Raw genomic sequence first — 20287 nt, 5'->3', positions numbered from 1 at the left:
GTCTCACTCCTGCCAGAGCATCAGACACAGCACCACCTGTTTGTCTGACCAGGACTTGAAAGCGTTCATGCCGCTGAAAGCGGTTTGCAGGAGTAAGGCAAAAACAGAGCCAACAGGCGGCAGTATACCAAGCCCTGCGACTTTTGACACAGGGAAGTATCTACCATATTATGTATGTGTTGGTTGTTGAGAGTCTTACTCCGGTCAGAGCCACCAACTCAGCACCGGAAATGTATTAAAACCCGATTTCACCAGTCGGGTTTTTTTACGTCTGCCTTTTCCCGCTTCGCGAAACCCATTCTAGATGTCGGTATCTGAAAAGCCAACCATACAAGATATGGGAATTTTCAATGAGTTTCTCTCCGTCAGGAGCGAGTGTACCTTATTAAATTTAACTGTTTCAAATAATCCCTGTCACGAATGGAGTGCTAAAACGCACCGCGTACCCCCGCCACTATGAAATTCCCTGTGTCACCTTTTCAGTAGCCTCCTGGCGGGCAGCGCGCCATAGCTGAATGACGACCCGGTTCCGGTCAGCATATACAGCGAGAACACTCGCGTATTGATGTAGCCCCCTGAAACACCGGACAGTAGCTGTATCTCCAGATAAGAGATAGGCTTGAATATATGTCTAACACTAACGCCAATTTTGAGATGACCGGGATCCTGTTAGGGCAAGAAGTCCGTAAACGTAAAACTCCTCAGGAGAAGATCGCCATTATCCAGCAGACGATGGAGCCGGGTATGAATGTCTCCCATGTCGCCCGCCTGCATGGTATCCAGCCCAGCCTGCTGTTTAAGTGGAAGAAGCAATATCAGGAAGGCAGCCTCACCGCCGTTGCGGCTGGAGAGGACGTCGTTCCTGCTTCTGAGCTTACTGCTGCTCTGAAGCAGGTCCGGGAGCTTCAGCGCCTTCTGGGCAAGAAGACGATGGAAGTTGAGATCCTGAAAGAAGCCGTGGAGTACGGTCAGTCGCGAAAATGGATAGCGCACGCGCCCTTGTTGCCAAAGGACGGGGAATAGCCATGGTCAGCCGGACCATGGGCGTGTCGCGTGCGCAACTGTCACTGCGGATTAACCGTTCTGCCGACTGGCAGGACAGGCGCTGTAACCGGCGTAATGAAGAAGCAGACGCAGAAATACTGTCGGCTATCCTCAACATTATCAGCGATATGCCGAGTTATGGTTATCGACGCGTGTGGGGCATCCTGCGCAAGCAACGTCGCACAGAGGGACAGCCACCTGTGAATGCCAAACGGCTTTACAGGATAATGAGCGAGCATAACCTGTTGTTGTTGCATCACAAACCAGAGCGACCGAAGCGTGAACATAAGGGCAAGATAGCGGTGGCAGAAAGCGATATGCGCTGGTGTTCAGATGGCTTCGAGTTCGGCTGCGACAACGGCGAAAAACTGCGGGTAACGTTCGCGCTGGACTGCTGCGACCGTGAGGCCATAGACTGGGCAGCAAGCACGGGAGGCTATGACAGTTCGACCGTGCAGGATGTGATGCTGAGGTCGGTGGAAAAGCGCTTCGGCGACAGGTTGCCCGACACAGCGGTGCAGTGGCTGACGGATAACGGTTCAGCGTATACCGCGTATGAAACGCGGAGGTTCGCGAGAGAGCTGAATCTGGAGCCCTGCACAACAGCGGTGAGCAGCCCGCAGAGTAATGGCATGGCCGAACGGTTCGTGAAAACGATGAAAGAAGACTATATCGCGTTCATGCCAAAACCGGATGTGAGAACAGCACTGCGAAACCTTGCAGTAGCGTTCACGCATTACAATGAAAACCACCCGCACAGCGCGCTGGGATATCACTCCCCGAGGGAATACCGGCGGCAGCGGACATCGTTAACTTAAGATACAAAAGCTGTTCGGAGATGGAGGGTCAAGATCACGTATAGACTTCGGTACTCCGGGCATAACGGTGACCAAGCAGCGACTGCAAAAATGAGAAAACGCCGCGTCATGCGGCGTTATTTTTCACGGTGACTTGCTCAGATTGTCAAACGGCACATCATTTTCTTTCAAAAGTCGATGTACCGTACTTGGTCATGATCAGTGTAATCTGTTACGAATTCCCTTTGGGATGCCACTCATTTCCGTTTGTGGTTGAGTCGCCAGTTCTTGCTTCTTTGATTCAATCTGCCTGCGTCTAAGTGTCTCGAATTTCTCCTTTTCAGACCTACACTTTTCATTGATGTCAGCAAGAGTTTCTTCACATCTGTGGAGTTCATCTTTAAGAGACACTGTGAATTTTTGAATTTGTTCTATAAATTCAGGTAACACAAACTTCTCTCGCTCACCTTTGCGATAGACCAGTTCCTCCGGAGACCAGTTACGTTTACCCGTGAGTGTAAAGCGCATTTCATTCTCGACTGATCTCACGCTAATTTGCATCCCCTGGTAACTGCCGGCAATCTGTTCAATTGGCCTTCCTTGTTCCTTACGCATTGTTACAGCGTCACGTATTGTGCTCATGATATGGCTGTTCATGGCATGTAAATCTGAAATAGATGCATTAACCGGATCGTAAACCTGGCCAGCTATTGTGAACACTGGCGCATTTTCTTTCATATGTTCCAGTTCATTTGCCACGTTTTCTTTTTGGACCTGAGCATCCGCCACCTTCTCGTATAGCAGGTTCATTCTGCTGAAGAACCTCTCTTCTGAACCTGATTGCTTCTCGTTTTCTGCCAGAATTTCGCTAAAGCCGCTCATCACAGATAACTTCTGTTCTGACAAAAGCCGGTTAACACGTTCACGTGCCAGGCTACTAAAATCGGGGTCCGAGAGGGAGTAATAGTGGGCGGCCTGCTTTAAGTCCACAGTATGGCCATACATGCCGGTTTCAAAAAGCTCCCCAACTTTATAGCGGGCCTCATCATGGCCACCTTCAGCAGCTGCGTGCAACAGGTCAATTGCAGTTGTCGGATCAGCTTGAACACCGATACCGTCGAAATAGCAGAATGACAGCAAATATTTCCCTTCCATGCTCCCTGCTTCTGCCAGTTGCCGGACTGAATCAAACAAATGCAGATCCGAACAATTACCTTCCTGCTGTCTTGAAAAGAGTTCATTCGCAGTAATTTCCATCGCTGCAATTTCGTCGTCAGTCAGTTTTCTCTGGGAGTCGGCCGACTGTACTTCGGTGAACATATCTGTTTGCAGCTTAGCGGAAGTATCTGGCGCCGGCGGAACGCTTTCTGTAGCGACCAGACTAACAACAGATGGCAAAGGTAGTTCAACCTGGAGTATCCCGGCAGCTGCGATCGCTGATTTATCAGTAAGACGGCGTACCCATCGTCTGTCCTGGGATGGGGCGAAAGAAAAACGCCCCTGCTCACTGAGAAGCTTCATTACCCTGTATTCATCACTTCCTTTTTCAGGGCGGTTACTGAATTTAACCTGCAGGCGGTTCAGGTCTGTATTGTAAATGACTGACCCATATTTAAACGGAATAGTCAGATACGTGTCCTTGCTTTCTTCTGCAGGGTTTAATGTTTCGGCAGCCGCCAGGGTATTTGCAGTTTCAGAGTCAGCGGTCCTGGTGGTGTGAGATGACATTACTACCGGGGTGTCAGGTGCAGCCGTTTTAAAATCCATCTCCAGTTTAACGGTTTCGACGTCAGTCGGTTGAGACTCTGGTGTGCTGTCAGGATTATTTTCCGTATTGGTGTGATCGTCGGTCTCTTCAGGAGGTTGGAAATCCAGTTCTATTAACTCTCCTTCTGCGGGCTCCTTGGTCGGGGCGGCCGCTACTGGTTTACTCTCAAAAGCTGCGCTGGACGGTTGCCAGGTCGAAATATACTCTTCATCATCCTGCATACGTTTGAGTTCCGCCATTACCTCGATGGAGTCCTGGCGAAGCGCATCCAGATAGGCTTTCTGCGGATAGTCACCACTGATAGCCTCCTTAGCGACATCCAGATCCTTTTTGAGGCGCTCGATATTCGCGACACACCGGGATTCAGAATTAAATGAGTCGTTCAGAAGATTATCGAGTCGTACAAAGAGTCCGGTAGGACTGAACGAGTCGCCGGCACTGTAGCGAATCTCCATCCCGTCGATGCTGAGTTTTTGGCCGTCAGCACGCTCAATAACGAAGTGCGTATAAAGACCCTTTGCGTTTGAACCGGCTTTGACGCTCAACTTCAGGCCGCGATAAAGGCCTACGAAAACCGGGTCACGAACATCAAGCGCCATGTTGTCGACCGATTTGCGCATTTTATCTTTCAGGTAGGTTTCGAGGAGCTCAACCGCATTTTCTGGTAGCTTTACGTCGTCTGCTTTTCGCCAGTGGAACTTGGTAACGCCTGTATCAAGCCCCGTTATTCCTTTATGCTGATCAATGTACTGAAGGTCGTTGCGGATTGGTTCCAGTAAATCTTCCAGCTCACTTATCTGCTGAGGAAGACGAGTAACGCTGGCTTCAAGTGAATGACGGCTACGCTGCCAGTTCCGGTACATTGTCTCTTGTTTTCGTTTGTCAGCGTCAATTTTCACCTGCTGGAAGATGAGCTGATTACCGGTGGCACTGGCTTTCATTTCAGCTGCATTAGCCGCGTCGCCGGCAATATCCTCAATAATGCGATCAGTCAGTGAGCCGTTGCGGAATTGTTCGATGCCCCGCGCTTTAACCTCGATCGTTTGCCACATTCTTGCGTCGTAGGTTCGCTCTGTTGCGTAGCAACAAATCTCAAGCTCAAAGTTCTCTTTATCCTGCTCAAAGAACATATTTCCCTGACGAATGCCGCGGCCATGGCGCTGCTCTAAATCTCTCGGGCGCCACGGGCAATCCAGGTCATGCAAGGCAACTAAACGACGTTGTACGTTGGTCCCTGCCCCCATTTTGGATGTTGACCCAATGAGAATACGCACGTCGCCGTTGTTAACCGAACGGAACAACTCCTGCCGCTTCTGGTCGTTAGTCGCATCGTGAATAAATTTAATTTCATTGGCGGGAATGCCGAGATCGATAAGCTTCTGACGCATGTCGGCATAAACAGAGAATTTATCCGGATCGATACTCTCGCCCAGAATTTCGTCCATCGAGAAGCTGTCTTCCGGTGCGGCCACTTCTGTTTCGGCATCATTGTTTGGCCTGGCGGTGAACTTACCTTTCGGCGTAGACAAATCGCAGAAAACCAGCTGGGTTCCTTTACGGTAGGTGTTCTCTTCCCATATTTTGTGAATACGACGGACAGCTTCGTTTACCTTACTTCCCTCGTCGTCAGGGGCGTGTGGGTCTACCAGGCGGAAGTCGAGTGCTGCGATTCTGGCATCATGAGTAACCTTCAGGGCGTTATCGATACGGGGATCTTTAGGCATGTTCTCCATGCGGTAAATAATCGAGCCCGGATTCCAGTCTTTGATTTCACGGCCAAGGTTGTCCAGTGCGGGACGTCCTGTAGTGGCATCAATTACGGTCTCCATTTCCCCCATAAACTGAGCCTGGAGATGTGAGCGCGGAACAATCACTGATGTAGGTTTGCCGCCCTTTAACTTCGGTACCAGACGTCCAGTACCGTCTGCCAGCGCCTGATTAGCTAAATCAGTATGGGTTACTACATCTGCGAATGAGCGGTACATGCGCATTAATTCAGGAACGTTAGTGAACTTGGCAAATCGGGCATTAAGGCGATAATTCACGCCTGTTGCATCCAGCTCCCAGCCTGTTACTACCTGTCCAAATGTTGAGGACCAGCTGTCGAACGCTGCGATATTCTTGCTCTTAAGTTCATCGTACTGCATGTAACGTTGCAGGGTATAAAGCTCAGCAAGAGAATTGCTGATAGGTGTGCCGGTGTAAAAATACACACCTTTCCCATCGCGTTTTTTCTGGATCCAGCGACACTTAAGGAACAGGTCCATGGCTTTTTCAGAGCCCTGCAGGTTACCCAGCCCTGCAATACGCGTCTGTGATGTAACGATGGCCAGATTTTTAAATTCATCGGCTTCATCGACAAAAAGCGCATCAACACCCAGCTGATCGAAGGTAAGTAGATCGTCCTTCTTACCGGTGTCAGAGATTTTTTTGATTTTCTCTTCAAGCCGCTTTTTCTGCTTTTCCATCTGTTTGACAGACGGATCCCTTGAACCAAGCGACTGTTTGAAGTCCCTTAGCGACTGGCTGATATCATCAACCTGCTCTTTAAGGAATGCAGATTCATCTTCCGGGGACAGAGATAAGAACTTAAAGGAAGAGTGACCGAGAATAACAGCATCGAAATCACCGGTGGCTATCGTCGCGAAAAGCCGTTTACGGTTGTCCTTTTCAAAATCGGACTGCTCTGCAACGAGAACGTTGGCGCCCGGGTACAGCTTATAGAACTCGTCCTTCCACTGGCCCAGTAAATGATTTGGAACGATAACGAGAGGTTTGTTGACCAAACCCATACGCCGTTGTTCCATGATCGTCGCTATAGCAGTTAAGGTTTTACCGGCACCAACGACATGATCTCCCAGGCCACATCCCTCCTGGATGCCTCGCCAGATTGCATTTTTTTGGGTACCACGAAGCTTTATATCTCCACTTGCCTGAGGAAGAGTAAGATGGGAGCCATCGTAGGTTCCTGGTACATGGGTGTTGAACCTGTCGTTATATCGCCTTGCCAGCCTCTCTCTTCGTTCCGGGTCGGTCCATATCCAGTCAGTGAACTCGTTTGCAATTTGCTCGGCCTTTCCTTGAGCAGCAAGTGTTTCTTCCTGATTCACCTTGTAAATAGGAGAGCCGTCGTCATTGAAACCAGCAACGTCTTTGACTTGCACCGGGGTGTTATTAAAGAGTCGGTCTAGAATCTCAAGGGCATCCATTCTTTGGGTGCCCCAGGTATTTTCGAGTAGATCTTTATTGCCCCCTTTAAATTTCGTTATCCATTTGCCAGCTGGAGGGACATAAAGAGCGCTGCACTCTTTATCGGCGATCCCAAGGTGGCCAACGATAAATGCCTGAATATCCTTTTGTGGTAGCCAGGTGCTAACCAGTTGAACAGATATGTCGATGGCATCAATATCAGCTGGTAAGCTGGACTGGAGAGCTTCAGCACTTACCTGCAGCTCGCTGAGCAAAAAGTCTGTGTCAACCGAGAGAAATTTTTCAGCTGCCTCTGGCTTGAATCTCTGACGCAGGAACGCGTCACGAGTCTGTTCTGTTAACGCGGGGATACCTTCGATAATCCCCCTGGTTCTTTCCAGTTTGAGCTTAACGTTACCGGAAAGGAATGTCTCTGCAGTCTCGTATTCAAGGGTTAATGGGTTTCTGTAAACCAACCCAGATAAATCCCTCAGAGCGACCTTAGGCTCGACTGAGGCAAGGTCTGAGATACGATCGATATCAACGCGGCCACTTTCGTTCAGGCAGATTACAAGCGCGTCTTTTACCGTTTCGGCCGAACGCTCAAGTGTGTTTGGCTTGTTAACGCGTTTAGTGAATATGGCTGCTTTTCTGGCAGAAGGCTTACGAGGGACAGTCCCTTCTTTATCAGCCATCACTTTGGTGACGCCCTTATCGTATTCTACTTCTAGCGACTGAAGTAAGGGATATGCGGGGTCAGTTTTCAGGACTCCCTTATTCGAACGGCTTGAAATAAAGTCATAATTCTTAACGTGCCGGTCATATAGCTTATTCAGTTCACGGCGCACTGCGTCCATTTCTGCCTGGGACGTTGTCTCCTGGGTTTCAAGTTGAATGAGTCGCATGAGGGTATCGCGAATTTTTATTGCGCTACGAATGCGATCGTTTTCTGCAGTGGAGCGAGGAACATAATATTCGTAGTCACCCTTGCCCAGCATGTCGGGTTTTCGAATACCGATCTTATCGTCAGGAGTAACAAAAAAACTATCAACTTTGATACCAGTATCCGTGAAGTCCACCTCCGGGCGAGCGTCAGCAAATTCATCGTCCGCAACGGTTGTTTTTGATGTAAAACAGTTGCGCGGCAGGACTGAAAAACGGTTGTTGATCTCGGCTCTGAGATCAAGTCCCGACTCAGCTACGCATTGAGGTGAATGACCAAATGCGTTCGATTCGAGCTGCATATTGCCGATAATCTGCTCGGGGTGGTTCACATACCAGGAGTTGACTTCGAATGACTCACCGGTTTTGGGGCAACGCATAAATCCAGTATCCACCCAACTTCGGTCTGGTATTTCGCCGGGCCTGGCCTTCTGCAGGAAGACAATATCAGTTGTAACTTCCGTAAGCGCATTCTGGCGGAAAGCGTTATTTGGTAAGCGAATGGCCCCAAGGAAATGAGCACGGTCGGCAAGGTATTCCCGATGGTCACTTTTCTTTGAGTCCATAAAGAATCGGCTTACCACCATTGCCGAAATACCGCCCTCCCGGAGAGATTCCAGGCTCTTGGCCATGAAAAAGTTGTGAATTGAAAAGCGGCTTATTGCAGGGTTTCGTGAATCGTTTACCCTGAAATCACCAAAAGGCGGGTTGCCAACAGCAATATCAAAATATCCTTCAGGGGATCGGAAATCCTCAAATCCTTGCTTAATCGTGGTAAATTTAGGATAAAGTTGGCGAGATATTCTCGATGATATTGAATCAAGTTCGTTCAGAGTCATATCGGCTTTGAACGGAAGTTTACCTGCAAAGTGGCCTATCCCGGCTGCAGGTTCGAGAATGCGAACACCATCGCCTACGCCAAGACGACCAAGGGCATCATAAATGCCATCAATCACCTCAGGAGCGGTGTAGTGGGCATTGAGTGTTGAAGCACGTGCCGCTTCATAATCGGTGGAAGGAAGAAGCTCTAATAACCTGTTGTATTCACTCTCCCAGTCCGAGTTCGTTTCGTCGAAGGCCTGAGGAATGCCACCCCAGCCTACATAACGGGCCAGAATGCTTTGTTCGGTCGGAGTTGCCTGGCGCTTTTCTGCTTCCAGTTTGTGCAGAAGTTCAAGCGCCGCAATATTATCCCTGTACTTTGTCCTGGCACCGCCGGCGCCAATATCTTTAACGCTGCTTAATCTGAAATTATCAGGTTGGTATTGACTCCCTGAAGCTCCAGCTGCTCCTGTTCGCTCATCCCCTGATTCAGGTCCTCTGCCAGGGCGTTGATCTCCTGGTCCTGTTGGTTGAGCAGTGTCGAGTAAAGAACCAGGAAACCTTTCGCTTCCAGCGTTTTCAGGTCCGTTGGCTGGTTCACTGCCCAACGAGCCAGAATTTTCCACCCCTGACTCATTAAGGAGCGATCTCTCTGAAGTTGTATGATTGTCTCCGGAGACAGAATTCTCGCTGCTGTGGTCGTGTGACTTTCGTTCCCGATTATCATTTGTTGGCTCCTCAACTTTTTTGGTCATATAACCCTCTCTATTCCAGTTGGTACGTATTAACTGGAATGATGAGGGTTAGCAGTTATTTAGTCAACGAGGCATGATGCAGGGAGCAGTCACTGATTGGTACCTGCATTTCTGGCATCCCTTCGCGTTCGCGGCAGAAAACATGGACTTCACCATTCTCGATAATACTCGGTTTATCAATGAGTTCGAAAACATCGTCATCAATTTTTACGTAAAACGTAACTTTACGTTTTGCGTCTTTTACGAGTTCCTGACCTCCAGCGTTCTCTTGCAACGAGGTAGGGATATGGCCTGGGTTATGCGCCCCGCCATCGCTAGGCTGCTGAGTGCCGTTGTTCCCGGCCTGCTGTGTGCCGCTAATGTCAGGCTGCTGGGTGCCGCTATTGTCAGGCTGCTGGGTGTCGCTATTGTCAGGTTGCTGCGTGCCGCTATTGTCAGGTTGCTGCGTGCCGCTATTGTCAGGTTGCTGCGTGCCGCTATTGTCAGGTTGCTGCGTGCCGCTATTGTCAGGCTGCTGCGTGCCGTTATTGTCAGGCTGCTGCGTGCCGCTATTGTCAGGTTGCTGCTTGCCGTTGTTTGCAGGCTGCTGGATAACCGCCTTACCTTTAAGAGCTTTAAGGAATTCCTGGGCCTCAGTACGACTTAGCTCTCCTTTACTACGAGCTTCATCTACCAGTTCGAGTCCGGACTCTCTCGATACGGCAAAAACACTGGTAATGATGTTCAGGGTCTCGATGTAAGTGACGATGCCATCTTCCATCAGGTTTCGAACTTCTTCAGGCATTTCCAGAAGTTTAAGGTGTTTTGAGACATATGCAGCTGGTCGTCCAATGCCCTCTGCTATTTGGCCCGGTTTGAGATTAAACAGATCGCGCATATTACCGAGTTCTTCCGCCATTTCCATCGGTGTAAGAGGTTCGCGTTGATCATTCTCTTTGATCTGTTCAAATCTAACTTTTAGCTGTTCAGGTGCCAGTTTTGCATCAATAGCTGTTTCTTGTGGAACCACTTTTTTCTGGCGATTAAGGATAACTGCCAGGACTGGTTCGTTATTTAAAACCGCTGCTCGCCAACGCCTTTCGCCGGTTTTGATCTGATGCCGACCGTCTGCATCAGCTGGATAAACGGTTATGGCCTGAATTTGCTGGCGACCTTTCATTGAAGAAGCCAGGTTCTCAATGTTTATGAATTTTTTTCGAGCCTGGGCAACACTGTAGACTTTTTCATGGGGTAGCCAGTCCAGAGTGAACTCTTCTTCCTTCTGCGTTGTACCGCGGATGAGCTGAGAGATCAGTGCATCCTTTTTTCCACCCCCGATGGAATCTTTGAAGTTTTTAGCCATGGATTCCTTCCTCTTCAACCTTAATACGGCGCAGTAATTCCTGAGACAGCTGGGTAAACTGCAAAGTCGTCTCAGACTTAGGAGCGTACTCGATCAGCGGAACACCGATAGCCTGTGACTCAACAATACTGGTTGCCAGTTTAAGAGCCGGAGAAAGCATCAGATCGCCATACTGTTCTTCCAGTAATTCGCGGTAGTTCTCCTGAATACGCAGCAGTTCGTTATCTTTCCTGCTGGTATAGGTGATTTTGTTGACAACGATACCCAGTAGCGTCAGATCGGTATTGAATACATTTTTCGTATTCATGGCCGTGCGCAGCTGATAGGTAATACCTTTCTTTGAAAATCTGGCGAGTTCGGTCGGGATAACCAGCCAGTCAGCAGAACGGTGTGCCGCTGCCAGAGCATTACCAAAGCTCGGTAATGTATCAAGAATTACCAGGTCAAAATCTTCCTGGAGCTTATTAATGCTTTCGTTGAAGTTGCTGATGACTGATTCCGGGTCACCAAGCTGAATGTCTGCAAGATCGAGGCTTGAACCTACCAGATAAAGGTTGTCGCTAATCTGTAAGGGGTTAACTGGAACATTGCTCTGGAACATATTCCAGACGTGAGCAGGGCCCGGTGAAAATTCGTCCCCGTCCGGGTCCGCGAGAATTTCAGAAGGGAAATCCTGGTCTTCACGGTAATATTGCTCTGTCAGGTTACCCTGAGGGTCCATGTCGATAACCAGAATCCTGTAGCCCATATTGGCGAAAATTGACGCAATGATTGCGACAAGCGAGGTTTTACCGACACCACCTTTCTGCGAGCTGATCGATATGACTTTTTTCTTCGGGAAATAGAGACCAGCGTTATTGCGGTCCAGCTCATGGCCAGAAATGTTTTCAAGCTTGTGCCAGACCTCAGCTGGCATTTCACGGTACCCCTTAGTACCTGGCGCCGCTACATAGCTCAGGATTGAGCGTTCAGTGATCCCAAGAGCTTTTGCCAGAGCTTTCCACGTCATACCGTTGGAAAGCTTAAGGTTACGAAGAGCCTGTTCCTGTGCTGAAATCATTACGTTGAATCCTTATTAAACTTAGCTGTATGCCGCCAGTGTTAACTGGCGACATACTAAAAATTTTCGTATACGAAATTTTGGGTGAGGGGTTAGCCAGCGGTGGCCATGTTGCGTGAGCGTCGTGCATTCATACGCTGAAGAACAAGGTCACGTGAGGGCTTAGCACCGAAAAACTGAGTGAGCTGTGCGTTAGTCATCACCGGGCACCAGGAACGGCTTTTATTGTCGCGGGAAAGTGCTACAATCTGAGACAGTTTCATTGAAATCTCCTTCAGTGAAATTTGACGAGAAGAGTTCTTGGCGGAGGTCTTCTTGTCAGTGTAGTTAGTGTGTAGTTGATGTTTTACATGCTACACACTAACTACACACACCGCAAGGCTAACTACACTCAAATTTTGTCTTACTTCACAACTTTTTTTGCTACTCACTTACTTTCAAATACTTACCCGCTTAGTTTTAAGAATCTACGACCGGCAAACTAATATTTTCGGCGCCATAAACCTTCCTGATTGTGTTGATCAGCATGTCAGAACGCTGAATGCTGTCGCAGATAAAAAGAAGGAATCGCTTATCCAGTTTGTAGTACTGAGCAACAAATGCGCGTATCTCACGTGTTGAAAAATCACGTCGAAGATGTACGAGAAGCGTATCTTCAGCAACCGTATCGGCGCAGCTCACTCCTTTGCTGGCAAAGAATTTATGAACCGTTTCTTCTACTACAGGTAAAACAACGGGGGACGTGCCAACCCAACCGCTTGGCGAGCAAATGAATGGCAGCGGTTCCGGGCTGGTATCGGTTTTTAACAAAAACACCTGGATAGTTGTTCCAAAATCGGTCATTTTTTTGGCCCTTTTCGCTTTGCCGGTGCCTTTTTGTCACTCTTCACCAGCTCTGGTTTCCCCTTTACGTCATTAAAAGATTTCTTACATTCGGGGTAACCGGTACAACCCCAGAAGAAATCACCATCTTTCTTTTTGATACGGCGAAGATTTTTCCCGCAATCCGGGCATTTGGGAATAACCTTATCCAGATTAATAGTGGCCAGATCCCCAGTAAAAATTTCCCGCAATTTTTCCACCATTTCAGATCGGAAACTATCAAGTGATAATTTTCTGTCCGCAATAGCTTCCAGCTGCTGTTCCATATACGCCGTGTTCTCCACGCTTTTTACAGCTGCAGGAAGAATAGTGAGAACAGCCTTTCCTAACTCCGTAATCCGAATTTGTTTGCCCTTTTTGACTACGTAGTTGCGGTCAAACAACGTTTTAATAATCGCTGCCCGGGTGGCATCCGTACCGATCCCACAGGTATTTTTAAGCACCCGCTTCATATCGATATCTTTAACAAGAGACGAACAGTTCGTCATAATCGCGATAAGCGTGGCGTCAGTGTAATACCGCGGTGGCTTCGTTTTTTGCTCCAGAATCGAAAGAGAATCAAAGATGACTTCAGTTCCGGCTGGAAGCTCAGGAATTTCTTGCGACTCTTCGTTTTCGCCAGCATCTTCGTCTTTCGCTGGACGCAGGTACTCGAGCCACCCAGGGTTTGTCAAAGTTGACCCCTTGGCCATAAAGATGTCGCTGCCTTCGGAAGAATGAATTTCCAGAGAGACTTTCCGGTATTCAGCCGGTGGCATGAACTGGATGATAAATGAGTCGCGAACGAGGGTATAAGCCTTCAGCTCGTCGGCTGTGAGTTGCGTTAAATCACCCCGATGACTGGTTGGTTTCAGACCATAGTGGGCACCTACCTTGCTATCATCCCAGGCATCTGAGCGCAAAGAAGTGTCGAGACCATCAATGGCTTCGGAAATTGATGGGTCCATCGCCTTAAGCGAATCAAGCGTCGCCTGCAGGTCTTCCAGTTCGCCGGTCGGAAAATAACGGCATGACGTTCGGGGGTAACTAACCAGGTGGTGTTTATCGTACAGATCCTGAAGTAAGCTCAACGTCTTATCAGGAGAGAATCCGAATTTGTTAGCGCATTCAATTTGCGCTTCTGAAAGGCTGTATGGAAGGAAAGGCTTCTCGCTGGCATTGTTGGCGGAACAACGAACAACTGTCCCTGATGCGCCCTTAAGGTTTTTCTCTCTTGCTTTCGCAGGCTCAATATCGAGAAGTAATTTTTCGGAATTAAGCAGATCTCCTGGTACCAGCCACTGACCGCTAAATGAAGTTTCCGCAGTAGTAAAAGTGGCTTTTAGACGGTAGTGGTCTTTACTGACAAAATTAGCTATTTCCTCTTCCCGTACACCAATGATGTTAAGCGCTGCGCTTTGCACCCTTCCTGCCGACAGGACAGCATTCATTCCCTGCTGCTTGCCCAGAATTGTAGCCATACGGGTTAAGTTCATCCCGTATAACCAGTCTACTTGTGCCCGCGCCAGGCCTGCATAATACAAAGGCATACCAGTGGCACCGTCAAAGGTAGAATTCACGGTTTTTTTGAGGGAGGCTTTGTCCATTGCGGTGATGTTGACCCTGTGAACCGGTTTTGTATAGTTGCAATAAACCAGCAGTTCGCGACCAATCACCTCCCCTTCGCGATCAAAGTCAGTGGCCAGGACGATTTCATCAGCCTGCTCGATCAGCTTTTTGACTTTGAAGAACTGACTTTTGGCGGCTTCGAAATTCGTAACAGCTTTGCGCCATTTCTCCGGCACGATAGGTAATGTTTTTAGATCCCAGGTTTTGAACTGCTCGGAATACTCTTCAGGTTGAAAATCCCGAAGCAAATGACCGAAGGCCCAGGTGAATTTGATATTACCGTCTGCAGAAATGTATGCACCTTCTGCATGGCTTTTATTGCCAGAAAAACCCATAGCTTCGGCAAAGGCCGCTGCAACCTTAGGCTTTTCAGCAATCCAGACTACCAACTTTCCCATCATTTATCCTTGGTTGTACTGTAAGGTTAGTTCCGTATAATACGCATTATGTGTAATTTTTGAAAGTGGGTGTTTTATGGCTAGTGATGGTCAGGGAAATAGCTCCGATGATAGCATGTGGGTCGTGTTCATTATGATTTTCATAATTTTCTGTCTGCCGGTGATCATTTGGAATATGAATCACACCAAGTTTAGCTACTGGGGATTGTTTTTTGCCTGGAAGCAGCTTGCAATTGTTGACTGGCCATTTCTGCCTTGGGTGCAGGAACTGAGGGCAGAAATTGCCGTTCAGGCGGCTAGGCCGTCGGTTGTTTCGTTCGTGGATGTATTCTGGAGGATGACACAGGCAGGCGTTATCTGTGGTTGGCTACCGGTTATGGTAACCGTCTATACCATAAGAACAACAATACGTCATCGTTCGGAGAAAATCCGCAGGGCGGTCACAGTTAATACATTGCCGGAAATAATGTCGGTGCACTGCCCTGCTGTCATTCCAATTGGATACTATGGTGATCTGATGAATGAAGATATTCCAGGGCATCAAAGTCGAGAACATCCAGCAGAATATGCAAGACGTAATAAACTCATCAGCAACAATGAGCTTGATGTCGAGAAAACTCGTTCAGTGCTACTAAATCAACTTGGTAGTAAGATTCAAACGCTTGCTGACCTAAATATTTATGAACAAGCCCTGTTCGCTATTTTTGCAAGCCGTGTCTTTGATACTTTCGAAAATAACTGGAAAGCTCAGGATATGCTGGACAGGCTTAATCGTTCTTGTCATTCAGGGAAATGGAATGGTATGCCAGGCTATCCCGAATTCTCTGTTATAAATTCGGAGATTAAAAGCTATATGAATGTTCCTGAAGCTAAGGAACTGATTCAATATTTTCAGTACAGCTCAACCTTTCTTCATATGCTCCATTTAAAAGCAATGGAGCGAGGCAAGCTTGTGAGCTCTAACTTTCGGTGGCTAAAAGGTATCGACAGAGGCCTGTGGTATGTACTCAATGCCACTGGCCGAAGGGTTCCCTGCATAGAAAGCCTGATACAAATTCAAACTTATCGCACTGAGCACCTTGCATGGAAACAAGGGTTGAGTCTGGTAGACCCGCCTGTTGATGAATGTATTCACGCTTTGCGCTTAGTTCTCATTAAAGAAGGTGTACTGCCAAAACCGGCTGTACAAGTTGAAAATAATTCCTCTGAGGAAGCAAATAATGTCTAAATTTACAGAAGCCATGAATATTCTTTTCTCTAAAAAGAATATTGTCATAGGCAATACATCGTTCGAGCAAAAAAACGAAGATGTAGTACACCTTTGCGATGGGGGTAATCGCTGGTGCATAGATCCTTCTGAGTTAGGTGTTATTTATATCAAGGAATATATTGGTGATATATCAGAAAGTCAGTTGGTTATTGGTTTCGTAGGAAACAGTTCGGTACATATTCATCTTAAAGATAGCTATGACGTAAACGAAAGAAAATTAAGCTATCTTTTAGAATTAAAACGAAGAGGTTGTAAAAAAGGATTTGCCTCGAAAAATGGATTGGCGGTACTCTTAACAATAACAAACTCTATAATTGTCCTCTTAACGGCGATGATGCTATTCAATACCGCAACTGGTAGCGAGGGGCATAAAAAGATAGATGAAACCGTTTTTCCAGATAAAACGGTTTCATCTGAATCAACTGGTGACGTCCAGACTACTCAAAACCAGATTACTTCTCCGGTGGGAAATATAAGCCCAGAGCAGCAATTACGTGCACGTAATGAGCAATTGACCCGGCCTAACCCTGAACTGGCTGCGCTCCTTCAAAGAGGTGTTAATGCCGGAGATTACTCATTCACGCTTGGTGGCCCGGTAAAGCACACGGATAAAGGTACTTTGTATGTGTTTTCTGACCCGCTGTGCCCTCGATGCCAGGATCTTGAACCTCTTTTAGAAAAACTTTCAGCTGATTATCAAATCCAGGTGTTTCCGGTTTCGGTTATTGGTACAGCTGCCACGATTGAAGCTTCCTCACGTCTGACCAAAACGGTTTTATGTGAAGCGCCTGAAGCTCGTTCAGCGGTATGGCAAAAAATAATGCGGGACCCAAACACGCCAGCTGCAGATTGTGAGGCAGGACCGATCGCCCTTAAAAATAACATTGATACTTTCCACGCCTACAATTTTATCGGGACACCAGCGCTTGTAAGAGCCGATGGTGCATCATTTGACCTCACGAAGAGAAAAAGTGCTGAGTCTGTTACTCATTGGTTAGATGAGGCCGCGCAATGAATATCCCGGTCTCTATCCTTAATGGGATAAAAGACAATATTCAACTTTCCGAGATCATTGGAGAGAAAATTAAGCTTCTTAAAAAGGGGAAAGTCCATAAGGGACTTTGTCCCTTTCATGATGACAAGAACCCATCCTTCGTTGTGGATGATTCGAAATCACGCTTCCGGTGCTGGGGATGCGGTGAATCAGGTGATGTATTTGATTGGTTAAGAAAGACCGAACATGATCACTTCCCGGGTGCGGTCCGCAAACTCGCAGCACGGATTGGAATGAGTATTCCAGATACAGAACAGAGTTCGGAAATAACTGATAAGTCTTTGTTTAAGGTTTTGTATGCAGCACAAAACCTTTACACCGGTGGATTGCGTCGCAATCCACCGGCTGCCGACTATTTGAAATCCCGCGGTATAACAGACAAATCCTGCCTGGAGTGGGGATTGGGTGTTGTGGCAAGTGGGATTGCACCCTCTATGTTGAAACGGTTTACCCAAGAGGATCTTCTGGGTACGGGTATCACGGCAATATCAGGCGATGGAAGTATGTATGAACGTTTGCGCCAACGAATCACCATTCCCGTGTATTCTGTAAGCGGACGGCTGACTGGATTTTCCGGTCGAAAAATCCACTCCTGGGACTCATCCCCGAAGTATCTTAATCCGCCACAGACCCCATTTTTCAATAAGTCACGGCTACTTTATGGCCTGAATAAAGCGTCTGCCTCAATTCGCAAAACGGGCACTGCCGTAATTGTCGAAGGCTATTTTGATGTAATCGCCCTGCACCAGGAGGGCGAATCTCGTGCTGTGGCCGGAATGGGAACAGCGATAACAGTCGAGCAGCTGATGATCATCTGTAAGATGGCCACCAGGCTCTTTTTCTGCATGGATTCTGATAAAGGAGGTCGCGCAGGTATACGTCAACTTCTGCCTCGTTTATTGAATGTCATATCAGATCGCCATGACGTCTACTTCCTGTTTATGCCCGAGGGAATGGATCCAGATGATTACATTCGAACGAACGGATTGACGGCCTGGGAGAATGCTTTGGTTTCTGCTGTGCCATTGAGTTCTCTTTTACTGCAGTACGTCACACGTAACTACAAAATCGAAACGATTGAGCAGAAGAAACAAGCAGCTGTCAGGGCTGAGGAAGTCTGCCGTTCAATTAAACATGCACCCTATCTTCGGCAGTTACTCATTGATGCCTTCCGTAAGGAGTGTGGAATCACCCTAATTCTAGAGGATAATTTATGAGCCAACATGAAATTGACTCCAGCAAATTACGGAGAGACACACGCTCATTTGAGGAAAAAGTCTACGAATGGCTTCTCGACCTCAATAATGTCCGCCTGCTGCTGATAGGCAGAGTTGCCTTGCAGATTCTTTTGGTCGCGATCTGGCCAGTTTCGCTAATTACGTCGCTCATCTTCTGGGCCATTTTACTGGACAGAAAAACACGGGCTCCAATGCGTATTCCTAAAGATGTGGGTGGATACGACATTTCTGAGTATTACACGATCAGGACAGAATGGAAGACATGGATATTCCGGGGAACACGGGAAAGGATTAAGTATGCAACCGCAGGGGGTATACTTTACTGGGGAGTCTTACGTACAAACAAAAAATACCTTATGGGATCGGAGATCTGGTCTACTAATAGTGACTGCCGGACCCACGTATTTCTGGCAGGTACAACAGGCTCGGGTAAATCTGAATCACTTTATGGCATGGTCTACAACTCACTGTGCTGGGGTTCAGGAGCAGTGTATGCGGATGGCAAAGCAGACATCAGTTTACCTTTTACTATCTGGTCTTTGTGCCGGCGTATGGGGCGAGATGACGACTTCCTGCATCTCAATCTGTTAACTGCAGGACGTGACCCTTATCTCGATCTTCTGGAAGAAGAAAAATATCGCCGCATTGGCGAATCCTACTTTAACCCTCAGAACGGCGCCCGATCGAACTCACTTAATCCATTTTTCTCCGGGACCGCAGATTTCCAGGTTCAGCTAATGACCTCCCTGCTTCCAAAAGCAGACGGCAGTGGGGCTCAGTGGCAGGAGAAAGCTGTTAACCTGGTAGATGCCATCATCAGATGTCTGCGTTATAAACATTTGCGCGGAGACCTAACCTCCGGTATCCATGCCATTCAGAAATATCTTGGCCTTGAAAATTTGCTGGAGCTCTACAAGGAAGGGGAAGCCGGGCTTTTGCCTTATGCAGCATACTCCCCTATTGCTAACTACCTGAAAACCGGTCTGTCGTTTGATTTTAGCCTCATTGATGAGCCACAAAAATGGAATTCAGAAGTTAGAACCCAACATGGTTACCTTACCTCTCAGTTCCAGCGTACTCTGCAGATGATGATCGAGTCCTACGGCTTCGTCTACAACGTTAAGCATCCTGATATTGATCTTAGCGATGTATTACTTAATAACCGAGTGCTGGTTATCTCAATACCCTCTCTGGAAAAATCCTCCCAGGAAGCTGAAGCTCTCGGGAAGCTCGTGCTCAGCTGTATACGGTTAATGATGGCCGAAAATCTCGGTACAAAGTATGAGGGCACTAAGGCCGAGATTCTTCAGGCCAGGCCAACGTCTTCGCCAGTACCGTCGATTATTATTACTGACGAACTTGCTTATTATTATGCTTCCGGTCTGGCAGTCATGTACGCCCAGGCGCGATCGCTGGGCTTCATGATGGTTGCGGCCGTTCAGGACATCCAGGGTCTGAAAAGGGGTTCCGCAGGTGAAGAAACAGCTTCGTTGCTGGCTAATACGAAGTTCAAATATTGCCTGGCTCTGGAAGATGGTGACGATACCTTCTCGTTGATTCAAAAGGTCTCTGGAGAGGGATATTTCTCAACTCTTTCTGGGTTTGATTATCAGTCAGGTACTGTCGGTACCTGGTCAGCGAGGAAGGATTTACGTGTTGAGTCACGAAATCGCATCAGCATTACAGATGTTAAGAGATTAAATTCAGGTGAAGGCTACCTTATCTTCAAAGATTCATTAATCGAGATGGCAGCTTTTTATATCCCGGATAATGAAAAGCATACAAAACTTAGCCCCAGAATTAACCAGTTTATCGAAATAGATCCTCCTGTATCTCTGGAAGGGTACAAAACGGAAAAAATCATCGCTTCGTCAGAACTTCCTCTGGCCAACCTTCTGCTTGCCGGCATCACGGCCGCTAATACTGAGTGCTCTATCAATGGCGCCATCGTCGATGTTGAGTATCAGATTGAGGAAGAACTGCGTAGCAGTTATAGCGACGACACCGAAACCTTCACTGTTTCCAAATCACTGACCCTTGAAGGTCAGAAGAAAAGGCTACTTCTGGCGGCATTGACCGCCATGCGCGAAGCAGCATAACTCATTCATTAAGGAGAAA

The 20287-nt window shown here is 47.7% G+C and carries 12 protein-coding genes; 5 read left to right on the top strand and 7 right to left on the bottom strand.

Annotated features, from left to right (window positions below; all coding sequences use genetic code 11):
* Positions 1-3 precede the first annotated feature (3 nt).
* Positions 4-150 carry a hypothetical protein gene (locus tag ACLHV9_RS26545; protein ID WP_326979425.1) on the bottom strand — a complete coding sequence of 49 codons (147 nt, stop codon included), beginning with the start codon at positions 148-150 and terminating at the stop codon, positions 4-6.
* Positions 151-654: 504 nt separating this feature from the next.
* Here ACLHV9_RS26545 and ACLHV9_RS26540 point away from each other — a divergent pair.
* A protein-coding gene (locus ACLHV9_RS26540; RefSeq protein ID WP_114139429.1) for an IS3 family transposase occupies positions 655-1862 on the top strand; the annotation gives its coding sequence in 2 pieces (ribosomal slippage) (positions 655-976 and positions 976-1862; 1209 coding nt in all).
* 198 nt (positions 1863-2060) lie between these two features.
* On the opposite strand, the gene ACLHV9_RS26535 is transcribed toward ACLHV9_RS26540, so the two are convergent.
* The 6 genes from ACLHV9_RS26535 to ACLHV9_RS26510 all read right to left on the bottom strand — a co-directional run bounded on the left by ACLHV9_RS26535 (position 2061) and on the right by ACLHV9_RS26510 (position 14607).
* Positions 2061-9317: an SNF2-related protein gene (locus tag ACLHV9_RS26535; protein WP_407221240.1), complete on the bottom strand. Its 7257-nt coding sequence runs from the start codon at positions 9315-9317 to the stop codon at positions 2061-2063.
* A gap of 55 nt (positions 9318-9372) precedes the next feature.
* Positions 9373-10659 (bottom strand): ParB/RepB/Spo0J family partition protein, encoded by a 1287-nt coding sequence (locus ACLHV9_RS26530; protein WP_410397581.1) that lies wholly within the window; start codon positions 10657-10659, stop codon positions 9373-9375.
* Complete coding sequence (locus tag ACLHV9_RS26525; RefSeq protein ID WP_326979428.1) at positions 10652-11719, bottom strand: ParA family protein; 1068 nt, start codon at positions 11717-11719, stop codon at positions 10652-10654. The genes ACLHV9_RS26530 and ACLHV9_RS26525 overlap by 8 nt, the downstream gene beginning before the upstream one ends.
* Positions 11720-11811: 92 nt before the next feature.
* On the bottom strand, positions 11812-11982 hold the full coding sequence (locus tag ACLHV9_RS26520) for a hypothetical protein (RefSeq protein WP_154816632.1): 171 nt from the start codon (positions 11980-11982) through the stop codon (positions 11812-11814).
* Positions 11983-12178: 196 nt separating this feature from the next.
* A complete protein-coding gene (locus tag ACLHV9_RS26515; protein WP_326979429.1) occupies positions 12179-12562 on the bottom strand; it encodes a hypothetical protein in 384 nt (127 codons plus the stop codon).
* On the bottom strand, positions 12559-14607 hold the full coding sequence (locus tag ACLHV9_RS26510) for a DNA topoisomerase 3 (protein ID WP_410397580.1): 2049 nt from the start codon (positions 14605-14607) through the stop codon (positions 12559-12561). The genes ACLHV9_RS26515 and ACLHV9_RS26510 overlap by 4 nt, the downstream gene beginning before the upstream one ends.
* Positions 14608-14683: 76 nt before the next feature.
* Between ACLHV9_RS26510 and ACLHV9_RS26505 the strand changes: the two genes are divergently transcribed.
* The 4 genes from ACLHV9_RS26505 to ACLHV9_RS26490 are packed head-to-tail and all read left to right on the top strand — an operon-like array spanning position 14684 to position 20268.
* Positions 14684-15835, top strand: coding sequence for a hypothetical protein (locus ACLHV9_RS26505; RefSeq protein WP_326979431.1), 1152 nt, complete (start codon positions 14684-14686; stop codon positions 15833-15835).
* The gene (locus ACLHV9_RS26500) at positions 15828-16892 is read left to right on the top strand and encodes a hypothetical protein (RefSeq protein WP_407221237.1); all 1065 of its coding nucleotides are present in this window, start codon (positions 15828-15830) and stop codon (positions 16890-16892) included. Before ACLHV9_RS26505 ends, ACLHV9_RS26500 begins: the two co-directional genes overlap by 8 nt.
* Positions 16889-18148, top strand: coding sequence for a DNA primase (dnaG, locus tag ACLHV9_RS26495; RefSeq protein ID WP_326979433.1), 1260 nt, complete (start codon positions 16889-16891; stop codon positions 18146-18148). The genes ACLHV9_RS26500 and dnaG overlap by 4 nt, the downstream gene beginning before the upstream one ends.
* Positions 18145-20268: a hypothetical protein gene (locus ACLHV9_RS26490; protein ID WP_326979434.1), complete on the top strand. Its 2124-nt coding sequence runs from the start codon at positions 18145-18147 to the stop codon at positions 20266-20268. The genes dnaG and ACLHV9_RS26490 overlap by 4 nt, the downstream gene beginning before the upstream one ends.
* The last annotated feature ends 19 nt before the right edge of the window (positions 20269-20287 follow it).

It is taken from the genome of Enterobacter sp. CPE_E890, assembly GCF_046521475.1.
Taxonomy (GTDB): domain Bacteria; phylum Pseudomonadota; class Gammaproteobacteria; order Enterobacterales; family Enterobacteriaceae; genus Enterobacter; species Enterobacter adelaidei.
The sequence above is the reverse complement of the archived record's forward strand: the minus strand, read 5'-3'. Positions and strand labels throughout refer to the sequence as shown.